The following is a 26,675-nucleotide window of genomic DNA, read 5'->3' as shown; positions in this document are numbered from 1 at the left end:
ACGCGGTGGGGGTCTCGCCCCGGGCTGCCCCAGTCACCACGTCAGCCATGGCACACCGGGGGATAGCGGCAGTGGCCATCGCGGGCACGAAAGGTGCACCGCTCTACCTTGGCGCGCGGGGCAGACCCGGTGCGCCCGATACTTCAATGCGGAGGCGGACCATGGAACAGACGGAAACGAAAAGCACACCGGGCACCGGATCAGAAACAAGCCAGCAGCCGGCGCGGGGGTTCTCAAACTTCTCGGGCCCGGATTCCGGCAGCGGCGGGCCGTCCCGGGTGACGTCCGCGTCGACGGGCTCGACCGGATCGACGCGATCGACGGCATCGCAGGATCTCGCCAGCGAACTGGACAAGCTGCTCGATCGCATTCCCATGCTGTCCGGCGAGAATCTCGAAAAGGCCAAGGCGGAATTCGTCGAGCTGGCGGCAAAGTCGGGCAATGCCGCAACGGAACTGGCGGCCAAATCGGCGGAGGTCGCCAAGCGCGTGAGCGGGCGTGTCAAGAGCGAATGGAAGACCGGGCTTGAGCGTACCGAAACTTTCGTACACGCCAATCCCATCCGGGCGCTGGGTATCGCGCTGGGGGTCGGGGTGGTGTTGGGCGCGCGGCTGTTTGGCGGGTCGCGCCGACCCGACGGCATGTAATTCGGCGGGCGCGAAAGTGGCGTGCCAGGACGGTTCCTGGCACGCTTGCTTTTGTGCGCGCACCGCTTATGTGTGCCAGCCAACCGAAACGAGACCCGCCCTATTGGCGAGCGGTGCGCCAACCCTATACTCTGCCGATATAAGAGATAAGTGACTGCCAGTCACCATTGCGCAGGGCCACAGGGATGAACGCTTTCGATAGCAGCATCATTCAATTCCTGAACCAGTTCTCTTTCCGCTGGCCCGTCGTCGACCACGCGGTGCTGGCCATGACCCAGTTCTACATGCTGCGCGGCTTGCCCATGATCGCGTTGCTATGGTGGCTCTGGTTCCGCGACGGCGTGGACAAGCAGCGCGACCGCGAAATCGTGGTCGCGACGGTCGTAGCCGCTTTTTGCGCGTTATTGCTGGGGCGCTTCCTCGCGTCCGGGCTACCGTTCCGGCTTCGTCCCATGGCCAATCCTGAGGTAGGACTGCGCTTCCTGCTCGCCGCTGACGACGGCATGCGCACCTGGAGTTCTTTCCCCAGCGACCACGCGATGCTGTGGTGCGCCGTGGCTACCGGCGTGCTGGTCGCATCCCGGTGGCTTGGCCTGCTCGCGCTGGCCTATGCGGTGCTGATGATCTCCATGTCCCGCGTGTTCGTCGGGCTGCATTATCCGACCGACGTGATCGCCGGCGCCCTGCTGGGCGTGCTGACCTGCCTGATACTCACCCGGCCCTGGTCCCGCGAGCGGATCGCGGCGCCCTTCCTGTTCCTGTGCGAGCGTTACCGGGGCTTGTTCCATGTCGGCATGTTCCTGCTCAGCTTCGGGCTGATCACCAATTTCGACGAGATCCGCACGGTGGCTTCGTCGCTGATGAAGGTCAGCTGAAGCCGTTGCTCGGCACCGCGGTGCCGAACTGCTTGCGGTAGGCCGATGGCGACACGGCCAGCGCCTGGGTGAAGTGCTGGCGCAGGGAAACGGCCGAGCCGAACCCGACCAGCGCGGCCACCAGGTCAACGCCCTTGCCGCTGGCCTGAACCTCCTCGCGCCGGTACGTTTCGGGCGTACTCGGCGTGGCTCAGTGGCCGGCGGCGCGCAGGATGGCGTGCGCCGCTGCCACCATGGCCTGGGAGGATTCCAGCACGCGCGCCGCCGGATCGTCGCGCTTGCGCACGCCGGCGGCGCTGGTTGCGCGCGCGGCGCCGTCCGGGCTGGCGGAAAACTTCACCACGGTCAGCCCCCTTGCGGGGTTGATGTAGATCTTCTGGCCGAAGCGGCCGCTGGCCTCGACGCTGCCGTCGCCGTCGTTGCGCTGGAACCAGTAGTTGCGGTAGCCGTAGCCATCGCGCCCTGCCGTGGTGTTGCCGCGCGCGAAGCGGGCCTGGTTGCTTGCCGGCTGCAGCGCGATCCGCACCGCCTGCGGCGATATGCCAACCGTGGCATCGCCGGCCGCGGCGCGGCGCACTGCCTCGGCAAAGCGGGCGGCATCGCGCAGCGTGGAATTCATGCCGCCGCTGGCCATCTCTGTAACCTGGCGGTCGACCTGGGCGTAGGCGTCGTCATCGGCAAGGCGCGACCAGAGCCGCTCGGTCACCATCTGCGCCCAGCTCTGGCCGGTGATGCGGCGCAGTGCCCACGCCACCGCCTCCGGCGAGCCGTTCTGGTAGTACCAGATCCCGCCCTCCGCGCCCGCTCCCGCGGTGCCGGTGGCGTGCACGACCTTGAGGAAGTCATAGATGGTGTCGGGCGCATCCGCCTTGCGCGGCACGATCCCCACCGCGCCGAACAGCCCCAGGTCCGGCGGCAGCGCCTGGGGGTAGCCCACCGGCACCTCCATGTCCAGATTCTGCTGCACCGTGGCCTCGCCGAACGGGTTGCCGGCCAGTTCCGGCACATACTGCGCCAGCCGGGCATGCGGATCGAGCTTGCCCTCTTCGACCAGCATGGCCGCCAGCAGGCCGGTCACGGACTTGGTCATCGAGGCCCAGATATGCGGCTGGTGCGGGCCAAAGCCGGCGAGGTAGCGCTCGTACACCACCTTGCCCTGGTGCAGCACGATAAAGCCGTCGGTGTGCGTGTCGCGCAGGTAGTCCGCCAGCCCCACCGTCTGGCCCGCGACGGTAAAGCTGAGCGCGTCCAGCGCCGGTGCCGCCTGCCCCGGCAGCGCCAGCGGCTGGCTGGCATGGCGGATGCCCACAGTGGGCGACATCTCGCGCGCATGACGGAAGGCCCAGCGCATATAGGGCGGGCGCAGCCCGCTGCCGCGACTGACCTGCTTGTCTGGCGGCGGCGGAAATCCCTGCATGACTTCGCTCTCGGCCACCGCCGCGGGCTGGTCCGCGCCCTGCGCGCGCGCCACGCCCGCCGGCGCCGCCATCAACGCCACCAGCGGCGCCACCGCCCACCATCCCCGCACGCCTCCGGACCCCGCACTGCGCGACTTCGTCTGTTCCTGCATGCTGCCTCCGTCCTGGTCGAAGCGGCTGCACGCGCGGCGCGCCGCCTTCTATGATGAGATGCAGGCCTGCCGGGCAGGCCGCGGGCGCCATGTTGCCGGCCTGCGCCCATGGCCACAATGATCTGTCCGGAATACAGCCATAACCCTTGGGAATGTCAGCGCAGGCGCGGCCTTCCGACCGCCCAGGTGGGGTTGTGGCCGTGCGCTCCCGGCGCGCCGCATAATGTCGTCATCCGATACTTCCGGTGCCCGCCATGCAGCTTCCCGACGCCCGCGTCAGCGACCTGCTCCGCCGCCCCCGGCGCTTTGCCTGGCATACGCTGCGCCAGTTCCGCGCCAACCAGGGCCTGCTGCTGGCCGGCGCGGTGGCCTATTACGCGCTGCTGTCGATCGTGCCGCTGCTGATCCTGATGGTGATCGCGCTGTCGCACGTGATCGAGCCCGCGTCGCTGCTGTCGACGCTGGCGCGCTACCTCGAGTGGGTGGTGCCCGGGCAATCGCGGGCGCTGGTCACCGAGCTGGCCGCCTTCCTGCGCAATCGCGGCACCATCGGCTGGGTGCTGCTGGGCACCATGCTGTTCTTCAGCTCGCTCGCCTTTACGGTGCTGGAGAACGCCATGTCGGTGATCTTCGAGCACCGCGTGGCGATCCGGCGGCGCCATTTCCTGGTATCGGCGCTGCTGCCCTATTGCTACATCGCCGTGCTCAGCGTGGGCCTGCTGCTGGTCACCGTGGTCTCGGGCGCGCTGCTGGCGATCGCCGAACGGCACGTGGAAGTGCTGGGCCACGACTGGTCGCTGGACCGCCTCTCCACCGGGCTGCTTTACCTGCTCGGTTTTATCGGCGAGGTGCTGATGCTGACCTCGATCTACATGGTGATGCCGGTCGGCCGGCTGTCGCTACGGCATGCGCTCAGCGGCGCGGTAGTCGCCGCGGTATTGTGGGAGATCTCGCGCCACGTGCTGGTGTGGTACTTCGCCACGCTGTCGCAGGTAGGGCGGGTCTATGGCTCGCTGACCACGGCCATCGTGGTGCTGCTCAGCCTGGAGATCGCCGCGACCTTGCTGCTGTTCGGGGCGCAGGTGATCGCGGAATTCGAGCGCGGCGTCTGGCACAAGCTGCGTGGTGGCAGCGGCGACCCCGAGGAATTCCATACCTGAGTGCGCCGCACAGCAGTGCGGCCAGGTGCGGCTCAGGCCAGCGCCGCTTCCATGCAGGCACGCAGGCGCGCTTCCGCCCCCGCATCGAAGGCGCCGATGAAGACCAGCGCGGAGCCGTCGAAATCGGCGTGCCCCGCCGGTCCCAGCCGCATCTTGCCGCCGACAAGGTGGACCTCATGCAGCCGCGGGTCCGCGGCGAGCCGGACCAGTCCCTTGGCGCGCAGCAGGCGCACCGGCAAGGTCGCCAGCGCCTGGCGCAGGCGCGCCTTGTCGAAGCTGCGCGCAGTCTGGTAAGCAACACTGCGAATGCCGGCGTGGCCCGCACCGGCTGCCCCGCGCTGCCAGCCCCGGGCGCCCGCCAGCGCCGCGCCGCCCCGCGCGGGCACCAGGCCTGCATCGAGGAACACCGACAGCGGCAGTTCGCCAGCGCGCGCCGTCAGCACGGTCGCGTGCGGCGCCAGGGCAGCTGCCGTGGCGCCGGCCCGCGCCACGGCTTCGGCGCCGGCCAGGTCGGCCTTGGTCAGCGCCAGCACCGACGCGCCTTCGACCTGCCGCCGCACCATGTCGCCGACCAGCGGGTCGCGCAGGCCCTGGTGCAGGCCGGTCGCGTCGACCGCGACCAGCACCGCATTGAGCCGGAAGGCCGGATCCAGCAGGCCGACCTGCGCAATGCGCCGCGGGTCCGAAACACCGCTGGCCTCGATCACCAGCAAGTCCGGCCGCTGCGCCCGCGCGGCGATGGCCACCAGCGCCTCGGCCAGCCGGCTGCCGATCGAGCAGCAGATGCAGCCGTTCTCGAGCTCGATCACATCGTCGCTGCGCGCGCGCACCAGCGCGGCGTCGATATTGACCGCGCCGAAGTCATTGACCAGCACCGCGATGCGACACCCCTGCGCATTGGCCAGCAGGCGGTTAAGCAAGGTGGTCTTGCCCGCGCCGAGGTAGCCGCCCACGACCACCAGCGGGATCGGCGTTGGCGCGTTCATCGTGCCGGCGCCGGAAACACGCGCCCGCCCAGCACCGTGCCCCAGACGCGCACGTCCTTCAGGCGCTCGGGCGCCACGGCGGTGGGGTCGTCCTCCAGCACTGCAAAGTCGGCCAGCTTGCCGGGCGCGATACTGCCGATGCAGTGCTCCAGCCTCAGCGTATAGGCCGCACCCATGGTGATGGCATAGAGCGCGTCGGCCAGCGGCAGGCGCTCGGCTTCGCCCAGCACGTGCCCGCACGCGGTCTGGCGCTGCATCGCGCACCATGCCGTGAACAACGGGTTCAGCGGCGTGATCGGGGCATCGGAATGGATCGCGAACGGAATCCCCAGCCGCCGCGCGCTGCCGGCCGGGTTCATGCGCGCGGCCCGCGCCGGGCCCACGGTCTGGCCGGCATGCGCATCGCCCCAGTAGTACAGGTGGTTGGAAAAGAAGTTGATGCACAGGCCGAGCCGCGCCGCGCGCGCCAGTTGCGCCTGGTCGGCCAGCTGGCAATGCTGCAGCGTATGGCGATGGTCCGCGCGCGGATGGCGCGCCAGCATCGCTTCCAGCACGTCGAGCACCACTTCGGTGGCCTCGTCGCCGTTGGTGTGGATATGCAGCGGCAGGCCGGCCAGGTGGAACGGCGTGAACGCATCGAGCAGCTGCTCCGGCGGAACCAGCCACAGGCCGTTGGGCTGGCCTCCGGCATAGCCTGGCGCGCGCAGGCGCGCGGTAAAGCCCTGGATCGAGCCGTCGATGATGAACTTGACCGGGCCGAAGTGGAGCTTGTCGGTCGCGTCCGCCATTGCGGCTTGCACGCGCGCGGGCCCACCCTGTGCATTGCGCTGCGGCGAGAACGCCGGGACAATGCGCAGCGGAAAGCCCGGATCTGCCGTGACCGCGCGCAGCGTCTCCAGCCCCTTGGGCGAGAGGTCGTTGACCAGGTCGGTAGCCGTGGTCACGCCCGCCAGCTGCGCCACGCGCCCGAAGCGGCGCACCGCCTCGGCGTTCTCGGCAGCGGCCAGCGACAGCCCGCTGCCCAGCACGCGCTGCACCGGGAACATCGCCGCGAACTCCTGCAGCTCGCCGGTGGGCAGGCCCTGCGCGTCCTTGTGCACGCCGTCGATCTCGGTATCGGCGTCGATGCCGGCCTGCGCCAGCATCGCGGAATTCACGTTCATCAGATGCACGCTGGCATGCATCACCACGATCGGGCGCGTCGCCGACACGCGGTCCAGCTCGCGCACCGACAGCCGGCTGGCACCAAAATAGATCGGGTCGAAGCCCCACGCCAGCAGCGGCGCATCGGCGTCGCGCATCTGGCTGGCGGCGCCGGCAAGGCGGTCGATCACCTGCTCCAGCGTGCGCAGGCCGCGCCACAGCCTGCCGTCCGGATCGCGGCGGTCGAAGTAGCCGACGTAGACTGCGTCCCACATCGCGCCCTCCATCAGGTGGCAATGGCCTTCCACCAGCCCGGGCATCAGCACCTTGTCGCGGAAGGTGTCGACCTGCACCGCATCGGGCCAGGCGGCCATTTCGGCGGGGCCGCCGACGGCCATGATCTTGCCGTCGCGTACTGCGACATGGGTCGCTTCGGGCCGCGCGGCTTCCATCGTCAGGATCTTGCGCGCCACGAATACCTGCGTGCGCGCCGTGTCGTCTTGTGTCATCGATTGCATGAGTGCGTTCATTCAGGCAGCCTGCACGCGGGCCAGCCGCGGCGCGTAATGCACCAGCGCGGTCACCAGCAGGTTCACGGCCAGGCTGACCAGGCCAAGGTTGATGCCGCCGAAATCGGCCTGCTGCACATACAGCGCGATCGCCAGCAACTGCCCGGTGACGATGCCCAGCGCAATCGCCAGCGGCCGCACCTTGAGCGAGAACAGGATCACCAGCACCCCGGGGAAGAACTGCGTCACGCCGTAGTAGGTGGTGTTGATCAGCGTCAGCATCAGGTTGGGCGTGGCCAGCGTCATGGCGATCGACAGCACCAGGTAGATCACGATCACCACTTTGGCGCCCTGCTTCTGGCGCGCCTCGGGCAGGCCGGGCAGCAGGTTGCGGGTGACGATGGGGCCGATCGCCAGGCAGATGCCGGCCAGCACCAGCAGGCCCGACAGCGCCGCACCCGCGGCGACCAGTCCCAGCAGCCAGCCCGGCAGCAGCCGTACCGCCGCGGCGAAGAAGGCCTCGTTGGGCGACGCCAGCTGCAGGTTCTGGCTGATGGCGTAGTACGACGCCAGCACCAGGAACGGATACATCAGCATGTACAGCGGCATCGCCACCTGCGTGCGCCGGATGGTGTTGGCGCTTTTGGCGGTAAAGAAGTTCTGCACCGCGAACGGCATCACGTAGAAGCCCAGCGCCTGGAACAGCATGGTGCTCATCGAGAAGCGCAGCTGCGTGTCGCTCATCTGGTTGCTGACCTGCAGGCTGGCGGCGTGGAACACATCGCCCACGCCCGCCTTCAGGCCCACCGCCACGCCGGTGGCGACGATCGCAACCACCATCAGGATGTCCTTGAGAATGGCGATATAGGCCGAGGCGCGCACGCCGGAGATGGCGATGTAGCTAAAGGCCAGCGCCGCCGAGATCATCACCAGGTAGACCGGGTCGAAGTCCCAGCCCAGCCCCTTGAGCGCCGCCACCAGCCCGGTGAACTGCAGCTGGCCCCACGGCAGCAGGAACAGGATCGACGAGCCTGCCACGATCAGCTCGAGCGCGCGGCTGCCATAGTGGCCCTTGAACAGGTCCGGCAGCGTGATCGCGTTGTAGCGCGCCCCGGCCTGCCAGATTTTCGGCCCCAGGAAGTACCCGAGCGGATAGGCCAGCAGGATATAGCCCAGGAACCAGACGCCATAGGTCGGCCCCTTGGCATAGATGCCGCCCGGGAAACCCACCATGGTGCCGATGCTGTAGATCTCGCCCGCGGCGAGGAAGAACACCAGGAACGCGCCGAACTGCCGCGACGCGACAAAGAAGTCGTGCATGCTCTGCGCGCCATGCCCCTTGCCGGAGCGGATGGCGAGATAGAGCGAGAACACGATGAAGCCGAGGAATACCGCTGTGGTCATGGCCGGCCCCCGCGTCAGGCTTCATGCGCCGCGTCGGCGGCGTGGCGGTCGAACAGCAGCCAGCACGCCAGCATGCAGCCCGAGGTCAGCACAAACCACGCAAAGATCCACGCGTAGATGAAGGGCACGCCGAGCACGAAGCGCTCCACCGATGCCACCCACGGCAGCATCCCGATCACGCCGATATACGGCAGGCCTAGGCCGATCAACAGCTTGAGCATGTCTTGTCTCCGATGTCCGATGGACGGTTGGCGGTATCCCGCGGCGGGGTCCGCTCTGTTGTTCCGCTCATCATAGGGACCGGCAAGGTATGATTCAAATGCAAATGTTGAACCGATCCCATAACCAACGCGCATGGTTTTCCGCATGGACACCCAGAAACTTCTGCACCTGCTCGCGGTGGTCGAGCACGGCACCTTTTCCGAAGCGGCGCGCGCGGTGCACCTGACCCAGCCGGCGCTGAGCCGCAGCATCCGCGCGCTGGAAGACGAGCTGAAGGCGCCGCTGTTTGACCGCGGCGCGCGGCGCGCGACGCTGACCGTGTTCGGCGAACTGGTGGCCGAGCGCGCGCGCCGCATGCGGCTGGAAGAACGCCAGCTGCGGCGCGACCTGGACCTGCTGCGCGGCGGCGAGGAAGGGTCGCTCGCGATCGGCGTGGCGCCTGCGCCTGCGGCGCTGCTGCTGACGCCGTTCCTGATCCACATGGCGCAGGCCCATCCGCGCATCAAGGTGCGCACCGAGACCGGCGCGACCAGCGCGTTGCTGGAGGCGCTGCGCAACGAGACCATCGATGCCATCGTCGGCGATGCCTATGTGCTGCGCGCGGCCGACGACGTCGAGGTCGAGCCGCTGGGCGAACTGCCCGCGGGGCTGGTCTGCCGCGCCGGCCATCCGATCCTGCGCAAGCGCCGCATCGACATCGACACCATCCGCGCCTATCCGGTGGCCACCACCACGCTCAGCACCGTGGTCAGCCGGCAGCTGGCCGAGCTGTGGGGTCCCGACGCCGCGCCGGACAAGCTCTTCACGCTGCATTGCGACAACCTCGACATGCTGCGCAGCGTCACGCTGGCAAGCGATACGCTGCTGTTCGGCGTGCTCTCGATCACGCGGCAGGAGCGCGCCGCCGGGCTGATGGCCGAAGTGCCGATGCCGCCCGATGCACGCCGCTGCGGGCGCTACGGCATGGCGCGCATGGCGGCGCGCTCGCTGTCGCCGGCGCTGGAAGTGCTGTACCGCTTTACGCGCGAACACTGGAAGGCGCTGTCGTCAGAGGCCGGCGGTGGCAACGGGCGCCGCTGAAGCCGGCGCTGCGATCGCCACGACGCCGTTGCGAGGCGGGCCGCTGCGGTATGCTCCCGCCTGAGCCCTCGACCTTGTCCCGCATGACCGAACCAACGCCCGACCGCCCCCGCCGCATCACCATCCACGACGTCGCCCGCGCCGCCGGCGTGTCGCTGACCACGGTGTCGCACGCGCTCAACGACCGCGGCGTGCTGGACCCGGCCACGCGGGCGCGCGTCAAGCGCGTGGCCGCCGAACTGGGCTACCGGCCCAGCGTGCGGGCGCAGCGGCTGCAGTCGGGCCGCGCCAACTGCATCGCGCTGCTATCGTCGATGCCGTTCGCGGTGGCGGGCGGCACCTCGCGGCTGGGTTTCATGATGGAGGTGGCCGCGATCGCGGCCGAGGCGGCGATGGCCCGCGGCCTGGGGGTGGTGCTGGTGCCGCCGCTGGAAGGCGCCGGCGGCCTGCTCGATACGCTCGATATCGACGGGGCCATCGTGATCGAGCCGATCGCCGGCGATCCGCATATCGCGCGCCTGCGCGAGCGCGGCGTCAGCATCGTGTCGATCGGGCGCGAGCCGCTGACCGACACGCCGGTGCCCTGCGTCGACCTGCAATCGGCCGAAACCGCGCGCCTGCTGCTGGCGCACCTGCACGGCCACGGGCGCCGGCACATCGGCCTGATGATCGGCGCGGCGCCGCGGCAGTCGTATGTGGAAACGGAACGCGCCTACCGCGCGTTCACGCAAGCGCTGGGTCTTCCCTGCCATGTCGTCAAGGCAGCCGAGGAACATGGCGAAGCCGCCGGCGCCGAGGCCTGCGCGCAGCTGCTGGCGCAGATGCCGGGGCTGGATGCGCTGTGCGCGCCGGTGGATGCCTTCGCGGTCGGCGCCATGGCGCACCTGCAAGGGCTGGGCAAGCGCGTGCCCGACGACGTGCTGGTGGTGACGCGCTACGACGGCATCCGCGCGCGCAGCGCGCAGCCGCCGCTCACCGCGGTCAACCTGCACCTGGAGCGGGTGGCGTCGCTGGCGGTGGAACTGCTGTTCGCGCACCTGTCGGGCGAACGCAGCCGCAACGTCATTGCGGGACCGGCGCCCGAACTGGTGGTGCGGGCGTCGTCGACGCCCGATGCCTAGCCGCGCAGCAGCACCACGGCCCCGGACACCAGCGCGAACACCAGCACGCCGATGCGCAGCATGCGCTGGTTGATGCGCTTGTGCACCAGGTGGCTGGCCACCATGCCGACGCCCAGCACCGGCAGCAGCCCCACGGCATAGAACACCTGCTCCATGCCGAGCCGGCCGTTCAGCGCCAGCACCACCAGCGAGATCACCTCGCCCACCAGGAAGCACAGCGCCACCGTGGCACGCAGCGTGGCCACCGGCGCGTGCTGGTAGGCCAGCGCCAGCGGCGGGCCGCCCACGCCGGTGGCGGTCTCGGTCACGCCGGTGATCAGGCCGGTGGAAGCAAAGGTCAGCCGCCCGGGCGTGAACGCCGGCGCCAGCAGCGAGACCACCGCCGCTGCAATGGTGCTGCCGCCGACCAGCGCGTTGAGCCACGCCATCGGCATCGCCACCAGCACCCACAGACCGCCGAAGGTGCCGGCCACCCTGCCCGCGCTGATCCAGCCCGCGCCGCGCAGGTCGATGGCATGGCGCTCGCGCCAGGCCACGTAGGCATTGAGCGGCAGCATCGCCAGCAACAGCGCGCCGGGCAGCATCGCCGGCGCGGCCAACGCCAGCACCGGCACCACGATCAGCGCGAAGCCCATGCCGGTCGCGCCCTGGATCAGCGCGCCGGTAAATACCGCGACGCCGACGCTGAACAAGGTCATGTCCATGCTCATGCGCCCTCCGTGCCGGCGTGGCGCGCCCGGTGCACGTCCGCCGCGTCATGCAGCTTGCGGATCGGCGCGCCGGCGACGGTGTGCTCGGCCATCGCATGGATGTCGCGCATCAGCGCGCGCGCGTCCCAGTCGGTCGGCCAGCCCTGCCACAGGCGCAGGCTGCCGTCGACAAAGACCGCGCGGATCTGGTCGCGGTTGGCCAGCCGCACCAGTTCCCAGGTCAGGTCCCACGACGGCGTCAGTTCCGGCACGTCCAGGTCAACCAGCAGGAAGTCGGCGCGCTTGCCCGCGGCAATCTCGCCGGTCAGCGCACCGAGGCCGGCCACGTCGGCTGCGTCGTGCGTGGCCATGTCGACCCAGCGCCAGCCCGCGCCGCAGGACGAATCGCCGACGCCGATGCCGAAGGCAAAGCGCTGGGCGGCCTCGGCATAGTCCAGCAGGCGAAAGCCGTCGCTGCGGGTGCCATCGGTGCCCAGGCCCAGGCGCACGCCGAAGGTGGCCATGGTCTCGGCCGGCGCCACGGCGTTGCCCTTCCAGGCGCTGGCCACGGGGTTGTAAGCGACGGCCGCGCCGCTGTCGGCGAGCAGGCGGATTTCCTGCGGCGTCACCAGCGTGGCATGCGCCAGCAAGGCCGCCGGGCCCAGCGCGCCAATCGCGGCGAGATGCTCGATCGGCCGGCGCCCGCACGCATTGAGCGAGCGCTCCACCGCCACCAGGTGCTCGTTGGCGTGGGTCTGGAAGATGCGGCCGGCTTCGGCGCACAGCTGGTAGACGTGATGCAGCATCGCGTCCGAGGCTACTTCGGGGATCGAGATCGCCAGCGACGGCGCTACCAGCGCATCGCTGGCGTAGCGGTCCAGGTGCGCGGCGGCGCGGCGCAGGATCGGCGCGGCATCGAGCGTTTCAGCGCCCGGCTTGTCGTTGCAGATCAGCCCCAGCACGCAGCGAACGCCGGCATCGCCGACCGCGCGCGCCACCGCATCCAGCCCGGCCTCGCTGCGCGTACCGGCATCGACCACGGTGGTAAAGCCGCCGCGCAGCGCTTCCAGCGCCGCCAGCTTGGACGACAGGTACAGGTGCTCCGCCTTCAGGCTGCCCTCCAGCGGCACCCACACGCGCCGGAAGATCTCCGACGGCTCGCCGAACACCAGCGACTTGCCGAACGACTGCGTCAGGTGGTGGTGGGTGTCGATCATGCCCGGCATCAGCAGCATGCGCGGCAGCGGCACGGACTCCAGTTCGGGAAAGCGCGCGGCGACGTCCGCGGCGGGGCCGACCGCGGTAAACCCGCCGCCCTCCACCACCACGGCGTGGCCGCGTACGGCGCCCTGGCGCAGCAGGGTCCATTCCGGCAGCAGGATGCGCGGGCGCTGGAAGCTTTCCGGCGCCAGGGGCGGGTTTATCTCGCCGGGCCAGGCCGGCGTCGAAGCATAAGGTTCAGTCATGGCAATGCAGTCAGCGGGGTCAGTGCGTGGCCGCGGCATCGTCGCGCGCAATGGCGCCCGCGGCCGCGGTCCGCAGACCCGTATGGAAAAACAGGAAGTTGAGCAGCGCCGCGGTGATGGCGCCCATCGCCACGCCATTGCCCACCAGGATGCGCAGGTTGGCCGGCAGGCCGCCATAGATGCCTGGCACCAGGATCGGCAGCAGGCCCACGGCCAGCGCCACCGCCACCACGTACATGTTGGCGTGGTCGCGCAGATCCACCTTGCGCAGCATGTCGATGCCCATGGTGCCGACGATGCAGAACACCACCAGGCCGGTGCCGCCGACTACGGCTTCGGGGATCGCGCTGATCAGAGACGACACCGGCACCAGCAGCCCGAACGCCACCAGGATCGCGCCCGACATCGCCGTGACAAAGCGCGAGCGCACGCCGGTGGCACGGACGATGCCGATGTTCTCGCCGCTGGTGATGATCAGCGAGGTGCCGAACATCCCGCCCAGCAGCGAGGTCAGCGCATCGCCGCGAATGGTGCGCGGCACGTCGCGCTGCTGGTCCACCGGACGGCCCACGGCATCGCTGATCGCCAGGGTCTGGCCGGTGGCCTCGACCATCGAGATCACGGCGAACACCATCAGCGGGATCGCGGCGACCACGTCGAAGGTCGGCCACCCGAACGGGAACGGCGTCGGCAACGCCAGCACCGGCGACAGCGACACCTGGCCGAGGTGGAACGCGCCGGCCAGCCCCGCCACCACCGCACCGCCCAGCAGACCGAGCAGGATCGCCAGCTGCGCCAGCATGCCGGTGAGCCAGCGCGAAGCGGCCACGGTGCAGGCGATGGTGACAAAGGCGAGCAGCAGGTTGAGCGGATCCACCGCGCTGCCCGCGGCGGGGTGGCCGGCCACCAGCTTGCCCGATACCTGCGCCAGGTTGATCGCCACCAGCAGCAGCATGGTGCCCACCACCACCGGCGGGAAGTACTGCAGGCAGCGCCGGAACACCGGCAGCACCAGGAAGTAGAACACCCCGGTCAGGATCACCGCGCCGGCCGCGGTCTGCACGTCGGTCTGCTGCGCGATCAGGATAAACAGCACGATCGGCGCGCCGCCGGGCAGCATCACGAACGGCAGGCGCGCGCCGATGCCGCGCTGGCCGAGCGACTGCAGCAGCGTGCCGAGGCCGCAGATCACAAAGGTGGCGCTCAGCAGCTGCACCGCCAGCGCGGGCGGGAAGTTCAGCGCCTTGCTCATCAGGAAGACCGACGCAATCGGCGAAGCGGCCATGACCAGGACATGTTGAAGCCCGAAGACGAACAGGCGCCGCCATGGCAGCCGTTCATCCACCGGTGCGGGGGCGGGGTGGGACATGCTTTTGCTCCTCGTTTGGTGTGTCGGGCGTAATGCCGGTAGGCCTTGGCTCCCGGACGCGTCTGTGCGCAATTCGCCTCAGATACTATCGATTTCCGCTAACAAAAACGTTTTGGTAAGTTTAGGGAAAGGGCATTAGCGATGCAAGGGGTTTACACCGCCGCCACCCCGTGGTCTTCCCCTATATCGAATTAATCGATAAAGACTAGCGGCAAAACCCGTTTCACAAGTTGATACGCCGGCGTCAAAGTACTCGCCACAGCGCCTTGCGCGCCACAACACGCCCCCCCGAAGGAGACGCCCTCATGCGAGACAAGAACCGTCCGGCGCAATCTGCCGACCCTGCCCGGCCGCAACCCGCCCGGCGCCGCCTGGTGCAGGGCGCGGGCCTGCTCGCGCTCGGCGCGTCGCCACTCGGCGCGTTGGCCGCGCAAGCGGCGCGCGCGACCGACGGCGTTACGCTGGCCGACGGGCCGCGCCCGCTGGTGCGCTATCCGGGCAAGCGCCCGCTGGTGCGCGTCAGCACCCGCCCGCCGCACCTGGAGACGCCGTTCCCGGCCTTCAACGAGGGGCCGATCACCGCCAACGACGCCTTCTTCGTGCGCTACCACCTGGCCAACATTCCACTGTCGGTGGATCTGGCCACCTTCCGCCTGAGCGTCGCCGGTCACGTCAACAAGCCGCTGCAGCTGTCGCTCGATGAACTGAAGCGGCTGGCGCAACCGGTCGACGTGGTCGCGGTAAACCAGTGCTCCGGCAACAGCCGCGGCTTCTCCGAGCCGCGCGTGTTCGGCGCGCAGCTGGCCAACGGCGCGATGGGCAATGCGCGCTGGACCGGCGTGCCGCTGCGCAAGGTGCTGGAGCATGCGGGCGTCAAGGCCGGCGCCAAGGTGGTCACGTTCAACGGGCTCGATACGCCGGTGTTGCCGAGCACGCCGGACTTCCGCAAGTCGCTCGATATCGCCCACGCGATGAACGGCGAGCCGCTGCTGGCCTGGGGCATGAACGGTGCAGACCTGCCGCTGCTCAACGGCTATCCGCTCAAGCTGGTGGTGCCGGGTTACTTCGGCACCTACTGGGTCAAGCACCTGTCCGAGATCGAGGTGCTTGACCATCCGTTCGAGGGCCATGACGCGTTCTTCATGACCAAAGGCTACCGCGTGCCCGACAACGATTGCCAGTGCGTGGCCCCCGGTACGCCCGCGGCCAAGACGCGGCCGATCTCGACGCTGGCCGTGCGCAGCTTCATCACCAGTGTCGAGAGCGGCGGCAGGCTGCCGGCCGGCCGCGCCGTCGAGCTCAAGGGCATGGCCTTCGACGGCGGCTCCGGCATCCGCACGGTCGAGGTTTCCGTCGATGGCGGGCAGAACTGGCTGGCCGCGCAGCTCGGCGAAGACCTGGGCCGCTTTTCGTTCCGCGCGTGGCACTTGCCGGTGAAGTTCGCCCGCAAGGGCCCGGCGGTGCTGATGGTGCGCGCGACCAGCAATAACGGCGAGACCCAGCCGGCCAAGGCCAACTGGAACCCCGCCGGCTATCGCCGCAATGTCATCGAAGCCACGCCGGTCACCATCGCCTGAGGAACGCGCCATGAAAACAATCATCGCCCCCGCGCTGCTGGCGCTCGCCATGCTTGGTGCCGGCCACGCCGGTGCCGCGCCACAGGACATCAAGCTGCCGGCGGAGAACGTCAAGCTCAAGCCGGCGAAGCTGCCGGGCTACGGCATCGCCATGCAGAAATGCGCGATCTGCCATTCGGCCGACTACGTCTCGTACCAGCCGCCCGGCCTGAGCCTGACGCAGTGGACCGCCGAGATGAAGAAGATGCAGCAGGCCTACGGCGCGCCGATCGACGATGCCGAGGTCGAGCAACTGGGCGCCTATCTTGCCGTGGCCTATGGCTCGGCCAAGGCGAAGGATCCGGAGATCGTGGCGATCGCACAGAAGGCTGGCAAGCCCGCTGCCTCCGAAGCCGCGGCGGCGCCCGCCCCCACCGCGGTCGACGTGCAGGGGCTGCTGGCAAAGAACGCCTGCCTGAGCTGCCACAGCGTGACGCAGAAGGTCGTGGGCCCGGCGTATCACGAGGTTGCGGCGCGCTACAAGGGCGACCCGCAGGCGCAGGCCAGGCTGGAAGCCAGCATCCGCGGCGGCAGCAGCGGCAAGTGGGGCGCGGTGCCGATGCCGCCGTTTGCCGGGTTGAAGGCGGAGGAAATCAAGGCCCTCGCCGCCTACGTGCGGCAGCAGTAGACCCGCCCTGCTGGTCTCCCGCGACGCCCCGGCATGCCCGGGGCGTCGTGCATTTTGCCCTTGCAAGTTCGGGGCGCCTCCCTATACTTAGCTGCGTGGCTAACCATTGTGCCGAGTTTGCAGGCGTGTCCCAGGCTGTCGATCTTTCCCCGCTGTCCGGCGTGTTCTACGCGCTGGCGGACCCGACCCGCCGCGCCATCGTCAGCGCGCTCGGCCGCGGGCCGGAAACGGTTTCCGCGCTGGCGGCACCGTTCGCGATGGCGCTGCCCTCGTTCATGAAGCACCTGCAGGTGCTGGAGCGCAGCGGGCTGATTCGTTCGCGCAAGAGCGGGCGCGTGCGCACCTGCGAACTGGTGCCGCAACCGCTGTCCGACGCGCAGCAATGGCTGGCCGACCAACGCGCCGTGTGGGAGGCCCGTACCGACCGCCTGGCGGCTTTTGTCGAAGCACTTCACCAAGAGGAACCGTCAGATGACGAATGAAAACGCCGCCAGCCCGGAAAGCCAGGACCTGGTCATCTCGCGCCTGCTCAAGGCGCCGCGCGCCAAGGTGTGGCGCGCCTGGAGCGATCCGCAACTGCTCAAGCAATGGTGGTGCCCCAAGCCCTGGACCACCGAGGTCCGTGCCTTCGACATGCGCCCCGGCGGCGCCTTCCATACCTTCATGCAGGGCCCCGACGGCGGCACCAGCGACAACCCGGGTTGTTTCCTCGAGATCGTGCCGATGGAGAAGATTGTCTCCACCTCGGCGCTGCTCGCCGGCTATCGGCCCGCCACGCCGTGGCTGTCGATGACCGCGGTCATCACCATGGCCGATGAGGGCGATGGCACCCGCTACATTGCGCGCGTGATGCATCCGGACGAGGCCACGCGCAAGCAGCATGAGGAGATGGGGTTCTACGAGGGCTGGGGGATCTGCATGACGCAGCTGGAGGAATTTGCGCAGCAGTTGAAGTAGGCTGGGGTCTCTGCATGCTGCCGGTGTGCTCCCCTCTCCCGCGCGCGCGCGAGGGGAGCGAATGCAAGGGGCGGCAGCACTGGCCGAGTTTATCGTCCCCCCTGCGCTTCAAAACCGATGCCGCAACCCCACGCTCACCGACTTCGCATCATCTCCGCTGCCTGGATCGATCACGATGCTGTTGTTGCTGACGCTGCCGCCGGCGCTGTTGTGCACCAGCACCGCGCGCAGGTAAGCGGTGGTGCGCTTGCTTAGGTCGTGGTCCCAGCCCAGCGTCAGCGCCAGCGGCCGCTGGCCGCCGCCGAGGATCTGCCGCTTGAGCGCGACCGCCTTGACGGTGTCGTGCTGCGTCACGGCCCAGCTGAAGGTCACGCCGTAGTGGCGGGCCGAGCGGGTCTCGGGCCGGTCGCTGCTGGCCGCGCTGAACAGCAGGCCGATCTCCACCGGCTTGAAGCGGTAGGACCCGCCGACGAAATGGTTCGATGTCAGCGTCGGCTCCACCGGCACGCTGGCCCCCGAATACATGCCCTGGTAGCTGTAGAAGGCGTAGGCGTTGCCCGCTTCCCAGGTCGCGTTCATGCCGAAGTTCAGTCCCGAGCGCGTCGACCCCGGCACCTCGCCCGGCGCCACCGCCGCGCCGAAGGCAAAGCCGCCCCACTTGGGCGAGAAGTACTGCACCGCGTTGTCGAAGCGCGCGCCATAGGCCACATGTCCCGTGCCCTGCGAAGCCGTCGCGCTGAGCAGGTTGAACGGCGACACCGCGCCATTGAGCAGGAACGGGTCCAGCCGCAGCAGCGCATAGAACGATGGCGTGTACTGCCGCCCCAGCCGGAACTCGCCCCAGCTGCCCGACAGGCCCAGGTAGGCCTGCCGCCCGAACAGCCGGTTGTTGCCGAAGAACTCCGTGCCGGTGTCGATATTGAAACCCGACTCGACCAGGAAGTTGGCCTTGAGCCCGCCGCCGAGGTCTTCGATGCCGCGGATGCCCCACCGCGACGCGGCCTGTTGGCCTTCGCGCATGCGCACCACGCTGTCCGAGCCCTTGGCGTATTCGATCGAGGCGTCGACCACGCCGAACAACTGCATCGTCCCCGCCGCGGCATTGCCCGCGGCCAGCGCCGCGCCCATCACCATCCACTGTCTTGCCTTCACGCGCTCTGTCTCCCGTTTTCGTTGTTGTGGACCCGCCCTACTTCGCCTGCAGCCCCGCGACCTTCACCACCTCGCCCCATGCGGCAAGGTCGGCGCTGACCAGCTTGCCCAGGTCGGCCGGGCTCGACGGCGCCGCCGGCTGCAGGTTCATGGCGGCGAATTTCTCGCGATCGGCCGGCGTCTGCAGGATGCGGTTGACCTCGGCATTGAGCCGGTTGACGATCGGCGCGGGCACGCCCTTGGGCCCGAAGATCGCAACCCAGCTGGCCTGCTGGAACGGCACGCCCTGCTGCGACATGGTGGGCACGTCCGGGGCGGTCAGCAGGCGCTCCGGGCCGGACACCGCAATGCCGCGGATGCGGCCGGACTTCAGGTGCGGCACCGAAGAGATGGCATCGGTAATGCCGATGGTGACGTGGCCGGCGGCCAGGTCGTTGCTGCACTGGGTGGCGGTCTTGTACGGGATATGGCGCAGGTGGATGCCGGCCTTGGCCTTCAGGTATTCCATCGCCAGGTGGCCGCCGGAGCCGACGCCCCACGAGCAGTAGGCCAGTTCCGTCTTGCTGGCCTTGGCATAGGCAATCAGTTCCTGCAGGTTGTGCACCGGCACGCTGGCGCTGACCGCCAGCAGGTTGCCGCCGGGCTGGCTGGGACGCGCGATCGGCGTGAAGTCCTTGACCGGGTCATACGGCAGCGACGGCGTGGTCCACGGGTTCACCGTCATGGTCGCGGCATAGGTGAACAGCAGCGTGTAGCCGTCGGGCGCGGCGCGGGCCACGGTCTCGTTGGCGATGATGCCGTTGGCGCCGTGCCGGTTGTCGATCACCACCGGCTGCCTGAGGGCGGCGGTCAGGCGCTCGGCCACCAGCCGCGCGGTCTGGTCGGTCACGGTGCCTGCGCCCGATGGCAGCACCATGCGGATGGGCTTGCTGGGGTATGGTGCCTCGGCGTGCGCGCTGGCGGCGCCCGCCAGGGTCAGCGCCGCGGCCAGGGCCGTGCGCGTGGCACGCGCCCTGCGGGCGCCAGTGTGCTGGCTGCTCATATTGCTGTCTCCGTTGCGGCGCATTGGCCGCGCATGCCGGTACGTTGCCGGCTTGTCATCTGGGCGCCGGCTGTCAGGGCGCCCGCGCTGAACCGGCTCAGGCTTGCGCCTGCGCCGCGTGATCGAGTGCCGCGAGCCGCTCGTAGTGCCAGTCGGCATCGCCGAACAGGTTGGCATGCGCCGCCAGGCGCTTGTAGCAGTGGCCGACTTCGACCTCGTCGGTCATGCCCACGGCGCCGTGCAGCTGCACCACGTCCTCGCCCAGCGCGCGCCCGGCGTCCGAGACAAAGGCCTTGGCGTGCGACACCGCGCGCATGCGCGCCACCGGCTCGCCCTGCAGCGCCGCGGCCGCGGCTTCGGTAATGGCACGGGCCTGCTCGACGCTGACATACAGGTCCACCAGCCGGTGCCGGATCACCTGGCTGGCGGTCAGCGGCCGGCCGAATTGCTCGCGTGCCGCCAGGTAGTCGCGGGTCAGGTCGAAGGCGCGCGACATGGTGCCGACGGCCTCGGCGCAGGCCATCACGGTGGCGTGGTCGATGGCGGCTTCCAGCAGCGGCCATGCACCGTCGACCGCGCCGATGCGCGCGCGGTCCGGCACGATGGCGCGGCGCAGCGTCACGCTGGCGGTCTGGCGGCCGTCGTAGGTGGGCAGGGCATCGATGCTCACGCCGCGCGTGGCGGCCGGCACCGCGAACAGGGTCAGGCCATGGCGGTCGCGGCGCTGGCCGCTGGTGCGCGCCAGCACCAGCAGCAGGTTGGCGCTGCCGCCGCCCAGCACCAGCGTCTTGCGCCCGTCCAGCGCCCACTGCCCCGCCTCATGCGCATGCGCGCTGGTGCTGACATCGAAGGCGTCATAGCGCCCCTGCGTTTCCCATGCGGCCAGCGCCAGCATGGCGCCGCCCCCGGCCATCGCCGCCGCGCTGGCGGCGTGGACCGGATCGCCGCAGCCAGCCAGCAGCGGCGCGCACAGCGCGGCATTGGCCAGCCACGGCTCGGCGGGCTGGGCGCGGCCCAGTTCCTCGGCCAGCAGCGCCTGGTCCATGGCATCGCCCAGGCCGCCGCAGGCTTCCGGCAAACCCACCGCAAGCCAGCCCATCTCGGCAAACGCCTGCCAGTGCCTGCGCGAGAAGCCTTCCGGCTCGGCCAGCGCCGCGCGGCGCTGGTCGAAGCCGTAGCCGCGCTCGACATAGCGCCGCACGCTGTCCCGCAGCATGCGGCGATCGTCCGTTGCATCGCTCATGTGTTCCTTTCCTTGTCCAGGGTTGCGGCGACAGTCGCGGGCACTACAGGCCCAGCACCTGCTTGGCCAGCAGTTCGTGCTGGATTTCGCTGGAGCCGCCGGCGATGGTGTAGCCGCGGGTGACGAAGCGGCGTGCCGACGCCGCCGCGGCGTAGGCGGACTGGCCCGCCGGCGGCACGGCGGGCTCGAAGTGGGCGGCGCGGTCATAGGCCAGCGTGTCCGGGCCGAGCGCGTCGACCGCCAGGTTTTCGATGTCCTGGATCAGCCGGCTGCCCAGCAGCTTGAGCATGCCGGTCTCGGGCCCCAGCGCCTGCCCCGCGCGCGCCTGCCGCCGGAAACGCAGCACGGTGGCGGCCAGCGCCTCGAGCCGGACCTCCAGCGCGCGCAACCGGCGCGCGAACCACGGCCGCTGCAGCAGCGGCTGGCCGCCCTCCTCCAGCTCCGCGCCGATGGCGCGCACCTTGGCCAGGCGGCGGCGGTTTTCGGCCACGCGCGCCAGGTTCAGCCGCTCGTGCTCGAGCAGCGACTTGGCGATCGACCAGCCGGCGTTCTCGTCGCCGACGCGGTTGGCCACCGGCACTTCCACCTCGTCGAAGAACACCTGGTTGAACAGGTGCCAGCCATGGATGCCGACCAGCGGCCGCACGCTCACGCCGGGGCTGCGCATGTCAATCAGCAGGAAGCTGATGCCCTGCTGCGCGCGCGCCTCGGTATCGGTGCGCACCAGGCAGAAGATCCAGTCGGCGTACTGTGCGTAGGAAGTCCAGATCTTGCTGCCGCTGACCACGTAGACCTCGCTGCCGTCCGGCCGCGTCTTGCGCACCGCGCGCGTCTTCAGCGAGGCCAGGTCCGAGCCGGCATTGGGCTCGGAATAGCCCTGGCACCACCAGTGCTCCTGGTTCAGGATGCGCGGCAAAAAATACTGCTGCTGCGCCGGCGTGCCGTAGCGGATCAGGATCGGCCCGATCATCTCGAAGGTGATGCCGCCGCTCTCGGGCGCGTGCGCCAGCACCAGTTCTTCCTGGAACACGGCGCGGCGCTCCGGGCTCCAGTTGCAGCCCTGCCATGCGGCGGGCCAGTGCGGCACCAGCCAGCCGCGCTCGGCCAGCCGGTGCTGCCAGTCGATCAGCTCCTGCTTGCTGACCTCCAGCCCGAGCCGGACTTTCTCGCGCACGGCATGGGGCAGCGCGCGCGCGACGAACGCCCGCACTTCGGCGCGGAACGCCTGCAGCGAAGCATCGTCGTCGCTGGTGATGGAATCAGTCATGGCGCCTTGCCTTTAAAGAGTGGAGTCGCGCGCGGAGGCCATGCGCGTGGTGGCGGCGCGCATGCCGCCCTTGATCGCGGCCACACCTTCGGCCGGAAAGCCGCCGATGGTGGCGGCCAGCCCGCGCGCGCGGTCCAGCACCGCGGTGTCGTCGACCAGTTCGGTGGCAATGCCCAGGCGCAACAGTTCCGGCGCGGGCACGCGGTCGCCCAGCAGGCACAGCCGCGCGGCCACGGCTTCCGGGTGGCGCAGCGCCAGCCATTCGGCATTGCGCGGCGCGGCCATGCCCAGGCGGATCTCGCCGATCTGCAGGAAGGCCCCGGCGCCGCACACCAGCAGGTCGCCGGCCAGCGCCAGCGCCGCGCCGCCATTGATGGCATGGCGCTCGAGCGCCACCACCCAGGCCTTGCGGCTGTGCCGCAGGCCCTGGTGCACGCGCTCCCACACCGGCGCAAACGCCGCCAGCCCGCCCGCTTCGGCTTGCAGCGCCTGCAGGTCCAGGCCGGAACAGAAGCCGCCATCGGCGCCGCGCAGCAGCACCGCGCGCACGCTGTCGTCGGCGGCCAGGGTCTCGATGGCGTCCCCCAGCGCGCGCGCCAGCGCCATGTCGATGGCATTGCGGCGCGCCGGGCGGTTCAGCACCAGTTCGGCCCAGCCGGCGTGGCGCTGCAGCAGCACGGGCAACTGTGGCGCGCTCATGCCGCCTCCCGCTGCGCTGCTTCCACGCCGATCGCGCGCGCATGGGCCATGGCGCCGATCTCTGCCGTGGTGTAGCCCAGTTCGGCCAGCACCTCGGCCGTATGCTGGCCGAGCCGCGGCACCGCCGGCATGCCGCCCGCGGGCAGGCTGTCCATGGTGAACGGCAGCCCGGGCAGTTCAACCTGGCCGCCCTCGCCGTCGTCAACCGGCCGCAGGATGCCGCTGGCGCGCACGTCGGCGCTGGCGCCGACCTGGTGGTAGTCGCGCACCACGCCCACCACCACCTGGTGGCGTTCCAGCAGCGCGCGCGCGGCATCGCCGCTCAGGTGGCGCAGCGCGTCGTGCAGGATCGCCAGCAGCGCGGCGCGGTTGCACACCCGCAATGCGTTGCTGGCAAAGCGCGCGTCGTGCGCCAGCGCCGGCTGGCCGATGGCCTCGCACAGGCGCGTCCAGTGCTCGTCCAGATAGGCCGACAGCACGATATGGCCGTCCGCCACCGCGATCACGTCGGCGGCCGGCGCGGCCTTGGGCTGGCTGTTGCCGCTGCGCACCGGCAGCGCGCCGGAGCACTGGTACTCGGCCCACAGCTGGGCCTGCAGCTGCACGCCCACCGACAGCAGCGAGGTCTCGATGGTCTCGCCGGCGCCAGTGCGCTCGCGCCGGAACAGCGCGGCCAGGATGGCGTTGCCGGCAGCCAGCGCGGTGGCCGCGTCGATCAGCGCGAAGCCAGCCTTGAGCGGCTGCCCGCCGGCCTCGCCGGTCACCGACATCATGCCGCTCTCGGCCTGCGCGGCAATGTCCAGCCCCGGCCGTGTGCGCGAAGGCCCGCGCGTGCCGAAGCCGCTGATGGAGGCGTGGATCAGGCCGGGGCGCGCCGCGCGCAACGTGGCGGCGTCCAGCCCCAGCGTTTCCATCACGCCGGCGCGGGTGTTGTGCAGCACCACGTCGCTGGCCAGTGCCAGCCGCCGCGCGGCATCCAGCCCGGCGGGCGTGCGCAGGTCCAGCGCGATGCCGCGCTTGCCGCGGTTGTACGCCAGGAACATCGGGCTCTGCGGGCTGGTGCCGTCAAAGCGCCGCGCGCTGTCGCCGCGCAGGGCTTCCACCTTGACCACGTCCGCGCCCAGGTCGGCCAGCATCATGGCCGCGCCCGGCGCCGCGATGAACTGCCCGAACTCCGCCACGCGTATGCCTGCCAGCGGCAGGTCTTGCCGGTTCGCCATGCGGTTTCACTCCTTCGAAGAAGCCGGCGCGGCCGGCGGTTTGCGTCGATGTGGAGCGATCATGCGTTAGCACCGCGCATCACGGCAGATGCCAAAACGGCTGCGGTGCAAACCATGGGTTAGCACCTCGGGTTATCCCGAGGCTCGCGGATTGCCGCTATGCTGTGCGCCCGGGGCATCGTCTGAACGGGACCATCCATGCGTCTGAGCCAACTCCAGGACTTCATCGCCGTAGCCGAGCACGGCAGCATCCGCGCCGGCGCGCGCGCCCGCGACGTGTCGGCGCCGGCACTCACCAAGAGCATCCGCCAGCTCGAGGAAGAGCTGCATGTGCCGCTGCTGACGCGCACCACGCGCGGCGTGGTGCTGTCGCGCTATGGCGAGGCCTTCCTGCGGCGCGCGCGCCTGATCGCCACCGAGGCGCGCAAGGCCAGCGACGAGATGAGCCAGATGCTGGGTGCGCGCAACGGCGTGGTGCGCGTGGGCGCCACCGGGGGCCCGGCGCACCTGCTGCTGCCGTCGGTGCTGACGCGCTTCCGCGCCCAGCATCCCGATGTGCTGGTGTGCATCGACAGCGGGGTCTACCCGACCCACCTCGACAACCTGCGCGCCGGCGTGATGGACATGGCGGTCAGCCCGGTGCCGGACGAGGGCATCGAGCGCGAGTTCACCTGCGAGCCGCTCTACAACAACGATTCGGTCGTGGTGGCGCACCGCGAGCATCCGCTGCGGCATGCGCGCCGGCTGCGCGAGCTGATCGGCTCGGACTGGGTGCTGACCGGCCAGCGCATGCAGGGCCCCGGCGCGGCCATCCTCGACGCGTTCCGCGAGCACGACCTGCCGCTGCCGCGCGTGGCGGTGCGCTGCGACACCATCGGCATGATCCAGTCGCTGCTGCAGGACCGCCACCTGCTGTGCATGCTGCCGCGCCAGCTGGTGCCGGGGCAGCTTGCCGCCGCCGGGCTGGTGCCGCTGCCGATCGAAGACAAGCTGCCCAGCCACCGCGTCAGCCTGATCTACCGCGCCGATTCGCCGATGACGCCGGTGGCCGCGCAGTTCGCCACGCTGCTGCGCCGCGAAGTCCACTACCTGACCCATCTGCCGGACAGCCCGTTGCGCCGGCCCGCCTGAGCGCGCCGCTAGCGCAGTGCGCGGCGCTGGGGAACTCCCGCTGCAGGCACGGTGCTAACCAGCGGTTTCCACCTGAAATTCCTGAACCGCCCCGTTGCCGCGCCGGCGCTGCATTTGCGGGCGGCATGCCGCGGCCCGGCGGGACTTTCCCCAATCCCTGCGCAGCGCCTTCTTGCCCGACAGTGATGCCGACACCAAGCGGAGCACACGGGAGGCAAGCATGCAGGACATCGAAGAGCGGCCATCGGCACTGGTCACGGGCGCGGGGATCGACAGCGCCGGCGACGGCGTATGGCTGCTGCACGGGCAGGGCCAGAGCTTTGTCGCGGACGTCGGCGACGGCCTGCTGGTAGTCGACAGCGGCCCCGGCGGGCGCGTCACGCGCGGCATGATCGAGGCGCTGCGTACGCAGACCGATTTGCCGGTGCTGGCAATCTGCTACAGCCACGGCCATCTGGGCTACAACGCCGGCCTGCAGCAATGGCTGGACCACGCCGCCGCGCGCGGCGAGCCCGCGCCGCGCGTGCTCGCCCACGTCAACGTGCTGGCGCGCCAGGCGCGCTACCGCGAGACCCGGCGCATGCAGGAGCGCATGGCCGAGATCCAGTTCCGCCAGCCGGCCGGCGCGCTGGCGGGCAAGCTGGTCCATGTCGAACCCACCGAGACCTTTGCCGACGGCCTGACGCTGGGCCACGGCGAGCGCCGCGCGGAAATCCTGTGGGCGCCGTCCGAAACCGACGACGCCGTGGCGGTCTGGCTGCCCGGCCGGCGCCTGCTCTATGGCGGCCCGGCGGTGATCGACTCGATCCCGAACATCGGCACGCCCTTCCGCACGATGCGCGACACCGTGCGCTGGGCCGACACGCTGGAGCGCCTGGCGGCGCTTCAGCCGCGCGCGGTGGTGCGCGAGTTCGGCGCCACCGTGCAGGGCGAGGCGGAATGCCAACGCGTGCTGGGCGAGACCGCCAGGGCCTTGCGCTGGCTGCGCGCCGAGGTGGTGCGGCTGATGAACGCCGGCTGCAACGAACGCCAGATGCTGACTGCGCTGCAGCCGCCCGCGGCGCTGTTCGACCAACCCTGGATGCGGCCCACCTACGGCGACCCGACCTATATCGCGCGCGACATCTACCGCTCCGAGAACGGCTGGTGGGACCGCAACGCCACCACGCTGCATCCGGCGCCGCCGCAGCAGGCCGCGGCCGAGATCGCCGCGGCGGTGGCGGACCATGGCGCGCTGATCCGCCACGCACAGGCGCTGGCCGAGCGTGGCGACACGCAACTGGCCTTGCACGTGATCGACGTGCTGGCGCTGGCGCCGGACCAGACCCCGACGGTGCGCGAGGCGCGCGCACTCAAGGCGGCGTGGCTGCGCCAGCGCGCCACGCAGGTCCGCAGCTATGTGTCGCGCAGCCTGTATGGCGCCGCTGCCGATGCGATCGAGAGCGATGCGGTGGACAACTTCGGCCTGCACTAGGAAGA

The 26,675-nt window shown here is 70.0% G+C and carries 26 protein-coding genes; 11 read left to right on the top strand and 15 right to left on the bottom strand.

The features are described from left to right. Nucleotides 1-161 precede the first annotated feature (161 nt). Nucleotides 162-647, top strand: coding sequence for a DUF883 family protein (locus E5S69_RS00615; RefSeq protein WP_236901148.1), 486 nt, complete (start codon nt 162-164; stop codon nt 645-647). A 185-nt stretch (nt 648-832) separates the two neighbouring features. Then, nucleotides 833-1,522: a phosphatase PAP2 family protein gene (locus E5S69_RS00610; RefSeq protein ID WP_171513087.1), complete on the top strand. Its 690-nt coding sequence runs from the start codon at nt 833-835 to the stop codon at nt 1,520-1,522. Here E5S69_RS00610 and E5S69_RS00605 read toward each other — a convergent pair. Further along, entirely contained in the window at nt 1,515-1,643 is a 129-nt protein-coding gene (locus E5S69_RS00605; RefSeq protein ID WP_423766606.1) for a hypothetical protein, read from the bottom strand. The genes E5S69_RS00610 and E5S69_RS00605 overlap by 8 nt on opposite strands. Before the next feature lie 69 nt (nt 1,644-1,712). Continuing rightward, nucleotides 1,713-3,092: a serine hydrolase domain-containing protein gene (locus E5S69_RS00600; protein WP_171513086.1), complete on the bottom strand. Its 1,380-nt coding sequence runs from the start codon at nt 3,090-3,092 to the stop codon at nt 1,713-1,715. 254 nt (nt 3,093-3,346) lie between these two features. Here E5S69_RS00600 and E5S69_RS00595 point away from each other — a divergent pair, with 254 nt between their 5' ends. Further along, complete coding sequence (locus E5S69_RS00595) at nt 3,347-4,252, top strand: YihY/virulence factor BrkB family protein (protein WP_171513085.1); 906 nt, start codon at nt 3,347-3,349, stop codon at nt 4,250-4,252. Nucleotides 4,253-4,284: 32 nt separating this feature from the next. Here E5S69_RS00595 and E5S69_RS00590 read toward each other — a convergent pair whose 3' ends face one another. From E5S69_RS00590 to E5S69_RS00575, 4 genes are read right to left on the bottom strand one after another with little or no spacing between them, the layout of a single operon-like run. Beyond that, complete coding sequence (locus E5S69_RS00590; RefSeq protein WP_171513084.1) at nt 4,285-5,238, bottom strand: CobW family GTP-binding protein; 954 nt, start codon at nt 5,236-5,238, stop codon at nt 4,285-4,287. Then, nucleotides 5,235-6,899 (bottom strand): amidohydrolase, encoded by a 1,665-nt coding sequence (locus tag E5S69_RS00585; protein ID WP_423766612.1) that lies wholly within the window; start codon nt 6,897-6,899, stop codon nt 5,235-5,237. Before E5S69_RS00585 ends, E5S69_RS00590 begins: the two co-directional genes overlap by 4 nt. A 12-nt stretch (nt 6,900-6,911) precedes the next feature. Beyond that, on the bottom strand, nt 6,912-8,294 hold the full coding sequence (locus E5S69_RS00580) for a sodium:solute symporter family protein (protein ID WP_171513083.1): 1,383 nt from the start codon (nt 8,292-8,294) through the stop codon (nt 6,912-6,914). Between the two features lie 14 nt (nt 8,295-8,308). Further along, nucleotides 8,309-8,515, bottom strand: coding sequence for a DUF3311 domain-containing protein (locus tag E5S69_RS00575; protein ID WP_171513082.1), 207 nt, complete (start codon nt 8,513-8,515; stop codon nt 8,309-8,311). Between the two features lie 145 nt (nt 8,516-8,660). Here E5S69_RS00575 and E5S69_RS00570 point away from each other — a divergent pair, with 145 nt between their 5' ends. Together E5S69_RS00570 and E5S69_RS00565 are read left to right on the top strand one after the other, a co-directional pair. Beyond that, on the top strand, nt 8,661-9,596 hold the full coding sequence (locus E5S69_RS00570) for a LysR family transcriptional regulator (protein ID WP_171513081.1): 936 nt from the start codon (nt 8,661-8,663) through the stop codon (nt 9,594-9,596). A gap of 83 nt (nt 9,597-9,679) precedes the next feature. Next, the gene (locus E5S69_RS00565) at nt 9,680-10,717 is read left to right on the top strand and encodes a LacI family DNA-binding transcriptional regulator (RefSeq protein ID WP_171513080.1); all 1,038 of its coding nucleotides are present in this window, start codon (nt 9,680-9,682) and stop codon (nt 10,715-10,717) included. Here the strand turns inward: E5S69_RS00565 and E5S69_RS00560 are convergent. Genes E5S69_RS00560 through E5S69_RS00550 form a run of 3 tightly spaced genes read right to left on the bottom strand, consistent with a single transcriptional unit; the run spans nt 10,714 to nt 14,241 of the window. Beyond that, on the bottom strand, nt 10,714-11,421 hold the full coding sequence (locus E5S69_RS00560; RefSeq protein ID WP_171513880.1) for a sulfite exporter TauE/SafE family protein: 708 nt from the start codon (nt 11,419-11,421) through the stop codon (nt 10,714-10,716). The two genes, E5S69_RS00565 and E5S69_RS00560, sit on opposite strands and share 4 nt — an antisense overlap. Nucleotides 11,422-11,423: 2 nt before the next feature. Further along, nucleotides 11,424-12,872, bottom strand: coding sequence for an amidohydrolase family protein (locus tag E5S69_RS00555; RefSeq protein WP_171513079.1), 1,449 nt, complete (start codon nt 12,870-12,872; stop codon nt 11,424-11,426). Nucleotides 12,873-12,891: 19 nt separating this feature from the next. Next, on the bottom strand, nt 12,892-14,241 hold the full coding sequence (locus E5S69_RS00550) for a uracil-xanthine permease family protein (RefSeq protein ID WP_171513078.1): 1,350 nt from the start codon (nt 14,239-14,241) through the stop codon (nt 12,892-12,894). 305 nt (nt 14,242-14,546) lie between these two features. Between E5S69_RS00550 and E5S69_RS00545 the strand changes: the two genes are divergently transcribed. The 4 genes from E5S69_RS00545 to E5S69_RS00530 all read left to right on the top strand — a co-directional run bounded on the left by E5S69_RS00545 (nt 14,547) and on the right by E5S69_RS00530 (nt 17,442). After that, nucleotides 14,547-15,818 (top strand): molybdopterin-dependent oxidoreductase, encoded by a 1,272-nt coding sequence (locus tag E5S69_RS00545; RefSeq protein ID WP_171513077.1) that lies wholly within the window; start codon nt 14,547-14,549, stop codon nt 15,816-15,818. A gap of 10 nt (nt 15,819-15,828) precedes the next feature. Next, complete coding sequence (locus tag E5S69_RS00540) at nt 15,829-16,485, top strand: c-type cytochrome (protein WP_171513076.1); 657 nt, start codon at nt 15,829-15,831, stop codon at nt 16,483-16,485. Between the two features lie 125 nt (nt 16,486-16,610). Then, nucleotides 16,611-16,967 carry a metalloregulator ArsR/SmtB family transcription factor gene (locus E5S69_RS00535; RefSeq protein ID WP_171513075.1) on the top strand — a complete coding sequence of 119 codons (357 nt, stop codon included), beginning with the start codon at nt 16,611-16,613 and terminating at the stop codon, nt 16,965-16,967. Next, nucleotides 16,957-17,442 (top strand): SRPBCC family protein, encoded by a 486-nt coding sequence (locus E5S69_RS00530; protein ID WP_171513074.1) that lies wholly within the window; start codon nt 16,957-16,959, stop codon nt 17,440-17,442. Before E5S69_RS00535 ends, E5S69_RS00530 begins: the two co-directional genes overlap by 11 nt. Nucleotides 17,443-17,550: 108 nt before the next feature. Here the strand turns inward: E5S69_RS00530 and E5S69_RS00525 are convergent, their stop codons facing one another. The 6 genes from E5S69_RS00525 to E5S69_RS00500 form a co-directional block, all read right to left on the bottom strand. Next, nucleotides 17,551-18,576 (bottom strand): porin, encoded by a 1,026-nt coding sequence (locus E5S69_RS00525; RefSeq protein WP_171513879.1) that lies wholly within the window; start codon nt 18,574-18,576, stop codon nt 17,551-17,553. Nucleotides 18,577-18,631: 55 nt separating this feature from the next. Beyond that, nucleotides 18,632-19,636, bottom strand: coding sequence for a Bug family tripartite tricarboxylate transporter substrate binding protein (locus tag E5S69_RS00520; protein WP_171513073.1), 1,005 nt, complete (start codon nt 19,634-19,636; stop codon nt 18,632-18,634). A gap of 97 nt (nt 19,637-19,733) precedes the next feature. Beyond that, entirely contained in the window at nt 19,734-20,879 is a 1,146-nt protein-coding gene (locus E5S69_RS00515) for an acyl-CoA dehydrogenase family protein (protein ID WP_171513072.1), read from the bottom strand. A 43-nt stretch (nt 20,880-20,922) separates the two neighbouring features. Then, entirely contained in the window at nt 20,923-22,146 is a 1,224-nt protein-coding gene (locus E5S69_RS00510; RefSeq protein ID WP_171513071.1) for an acyl-CoA dehydrogenase family protein, read from the bottom strand. 12 nt (nt 22,147-22,158) lie between these two features. Continuing rightward, nucleotides 22,159-22,845 carry an enoyl-CoA hydratase/isomerase family protein gene (locus E5S69_RS00505; protein WP_171513070.1) on the bottom strand — a complete coding sequence of 229 codons (687 nt, stop codon included), beginning with the start codon at nt 22,843-22,845 and terminating at the stop codon, nt 22,159-22,161. Continuing rightward, complete coding sequence (locus tag E5S69_RS00500) at nt 22,842-24,065, bottom strand: CaiB/BaiF CoA transferase family protein (protein ID WP_171513069.1); 1,224 nt, start codon at nt 24,063-24,065, stop codon at nt 22,842-22,844. The genes E5S69_RS00505 and E5S69_RS00500 overlap by 4 nt, the downstream gene beginning before the upstream one ends. 198 nt (nt 24,066-24,263) lie before the next feature. On the opposite strand from E5S69_RS00500, the gene E5S69_RS00495 reads away from it, so the two are divergent. Both E5S69_RS00495 and E5S69_RS00490 read left to right on the top strand, forming a co-directional pair. After that, nucleotides 24,264-25,196, top strand: a complete 933-nt coding sequence (locus E5S69_RS00495) for a LysR family transcriptional regulator (RefSeq protein ID WP_171513068.1) — start codon at nt 24,264-24,266, stop codon at nt 25,194-25,196. A gap of 220 nt (nt 25,197-25,416) precedes the next feature. Further along, the gene (locus E5S69_RS00490; protein ID WP_171513067.1) at nt 25,417-26,670 is read left to right on the top strand and encodes an alkyl sulfatase dimerization domain-containing protein; all 1,254 of its coding nucleotides are present in this window, start codon (nt 25,417-25,419) and stop codon (nt 26,668-26,670) included. Nucleotides 26,671-26,675 lie beyond the last annotated feature (5 nt).

The sequence above is a fragment of the Cupriavidus necator genome, assembly GCF_013141915.1.
GTDB classification, from domain to species: Bacteria; Pseudomonadota; Gammaproteobacteria; order Burkholderiales; family Burkholderiaceae; genus Cupriavidus; species Cupriavidus necator_B.
This window is presented reverse-complemented; position numbering and strand designations above follow the sequence as displayed.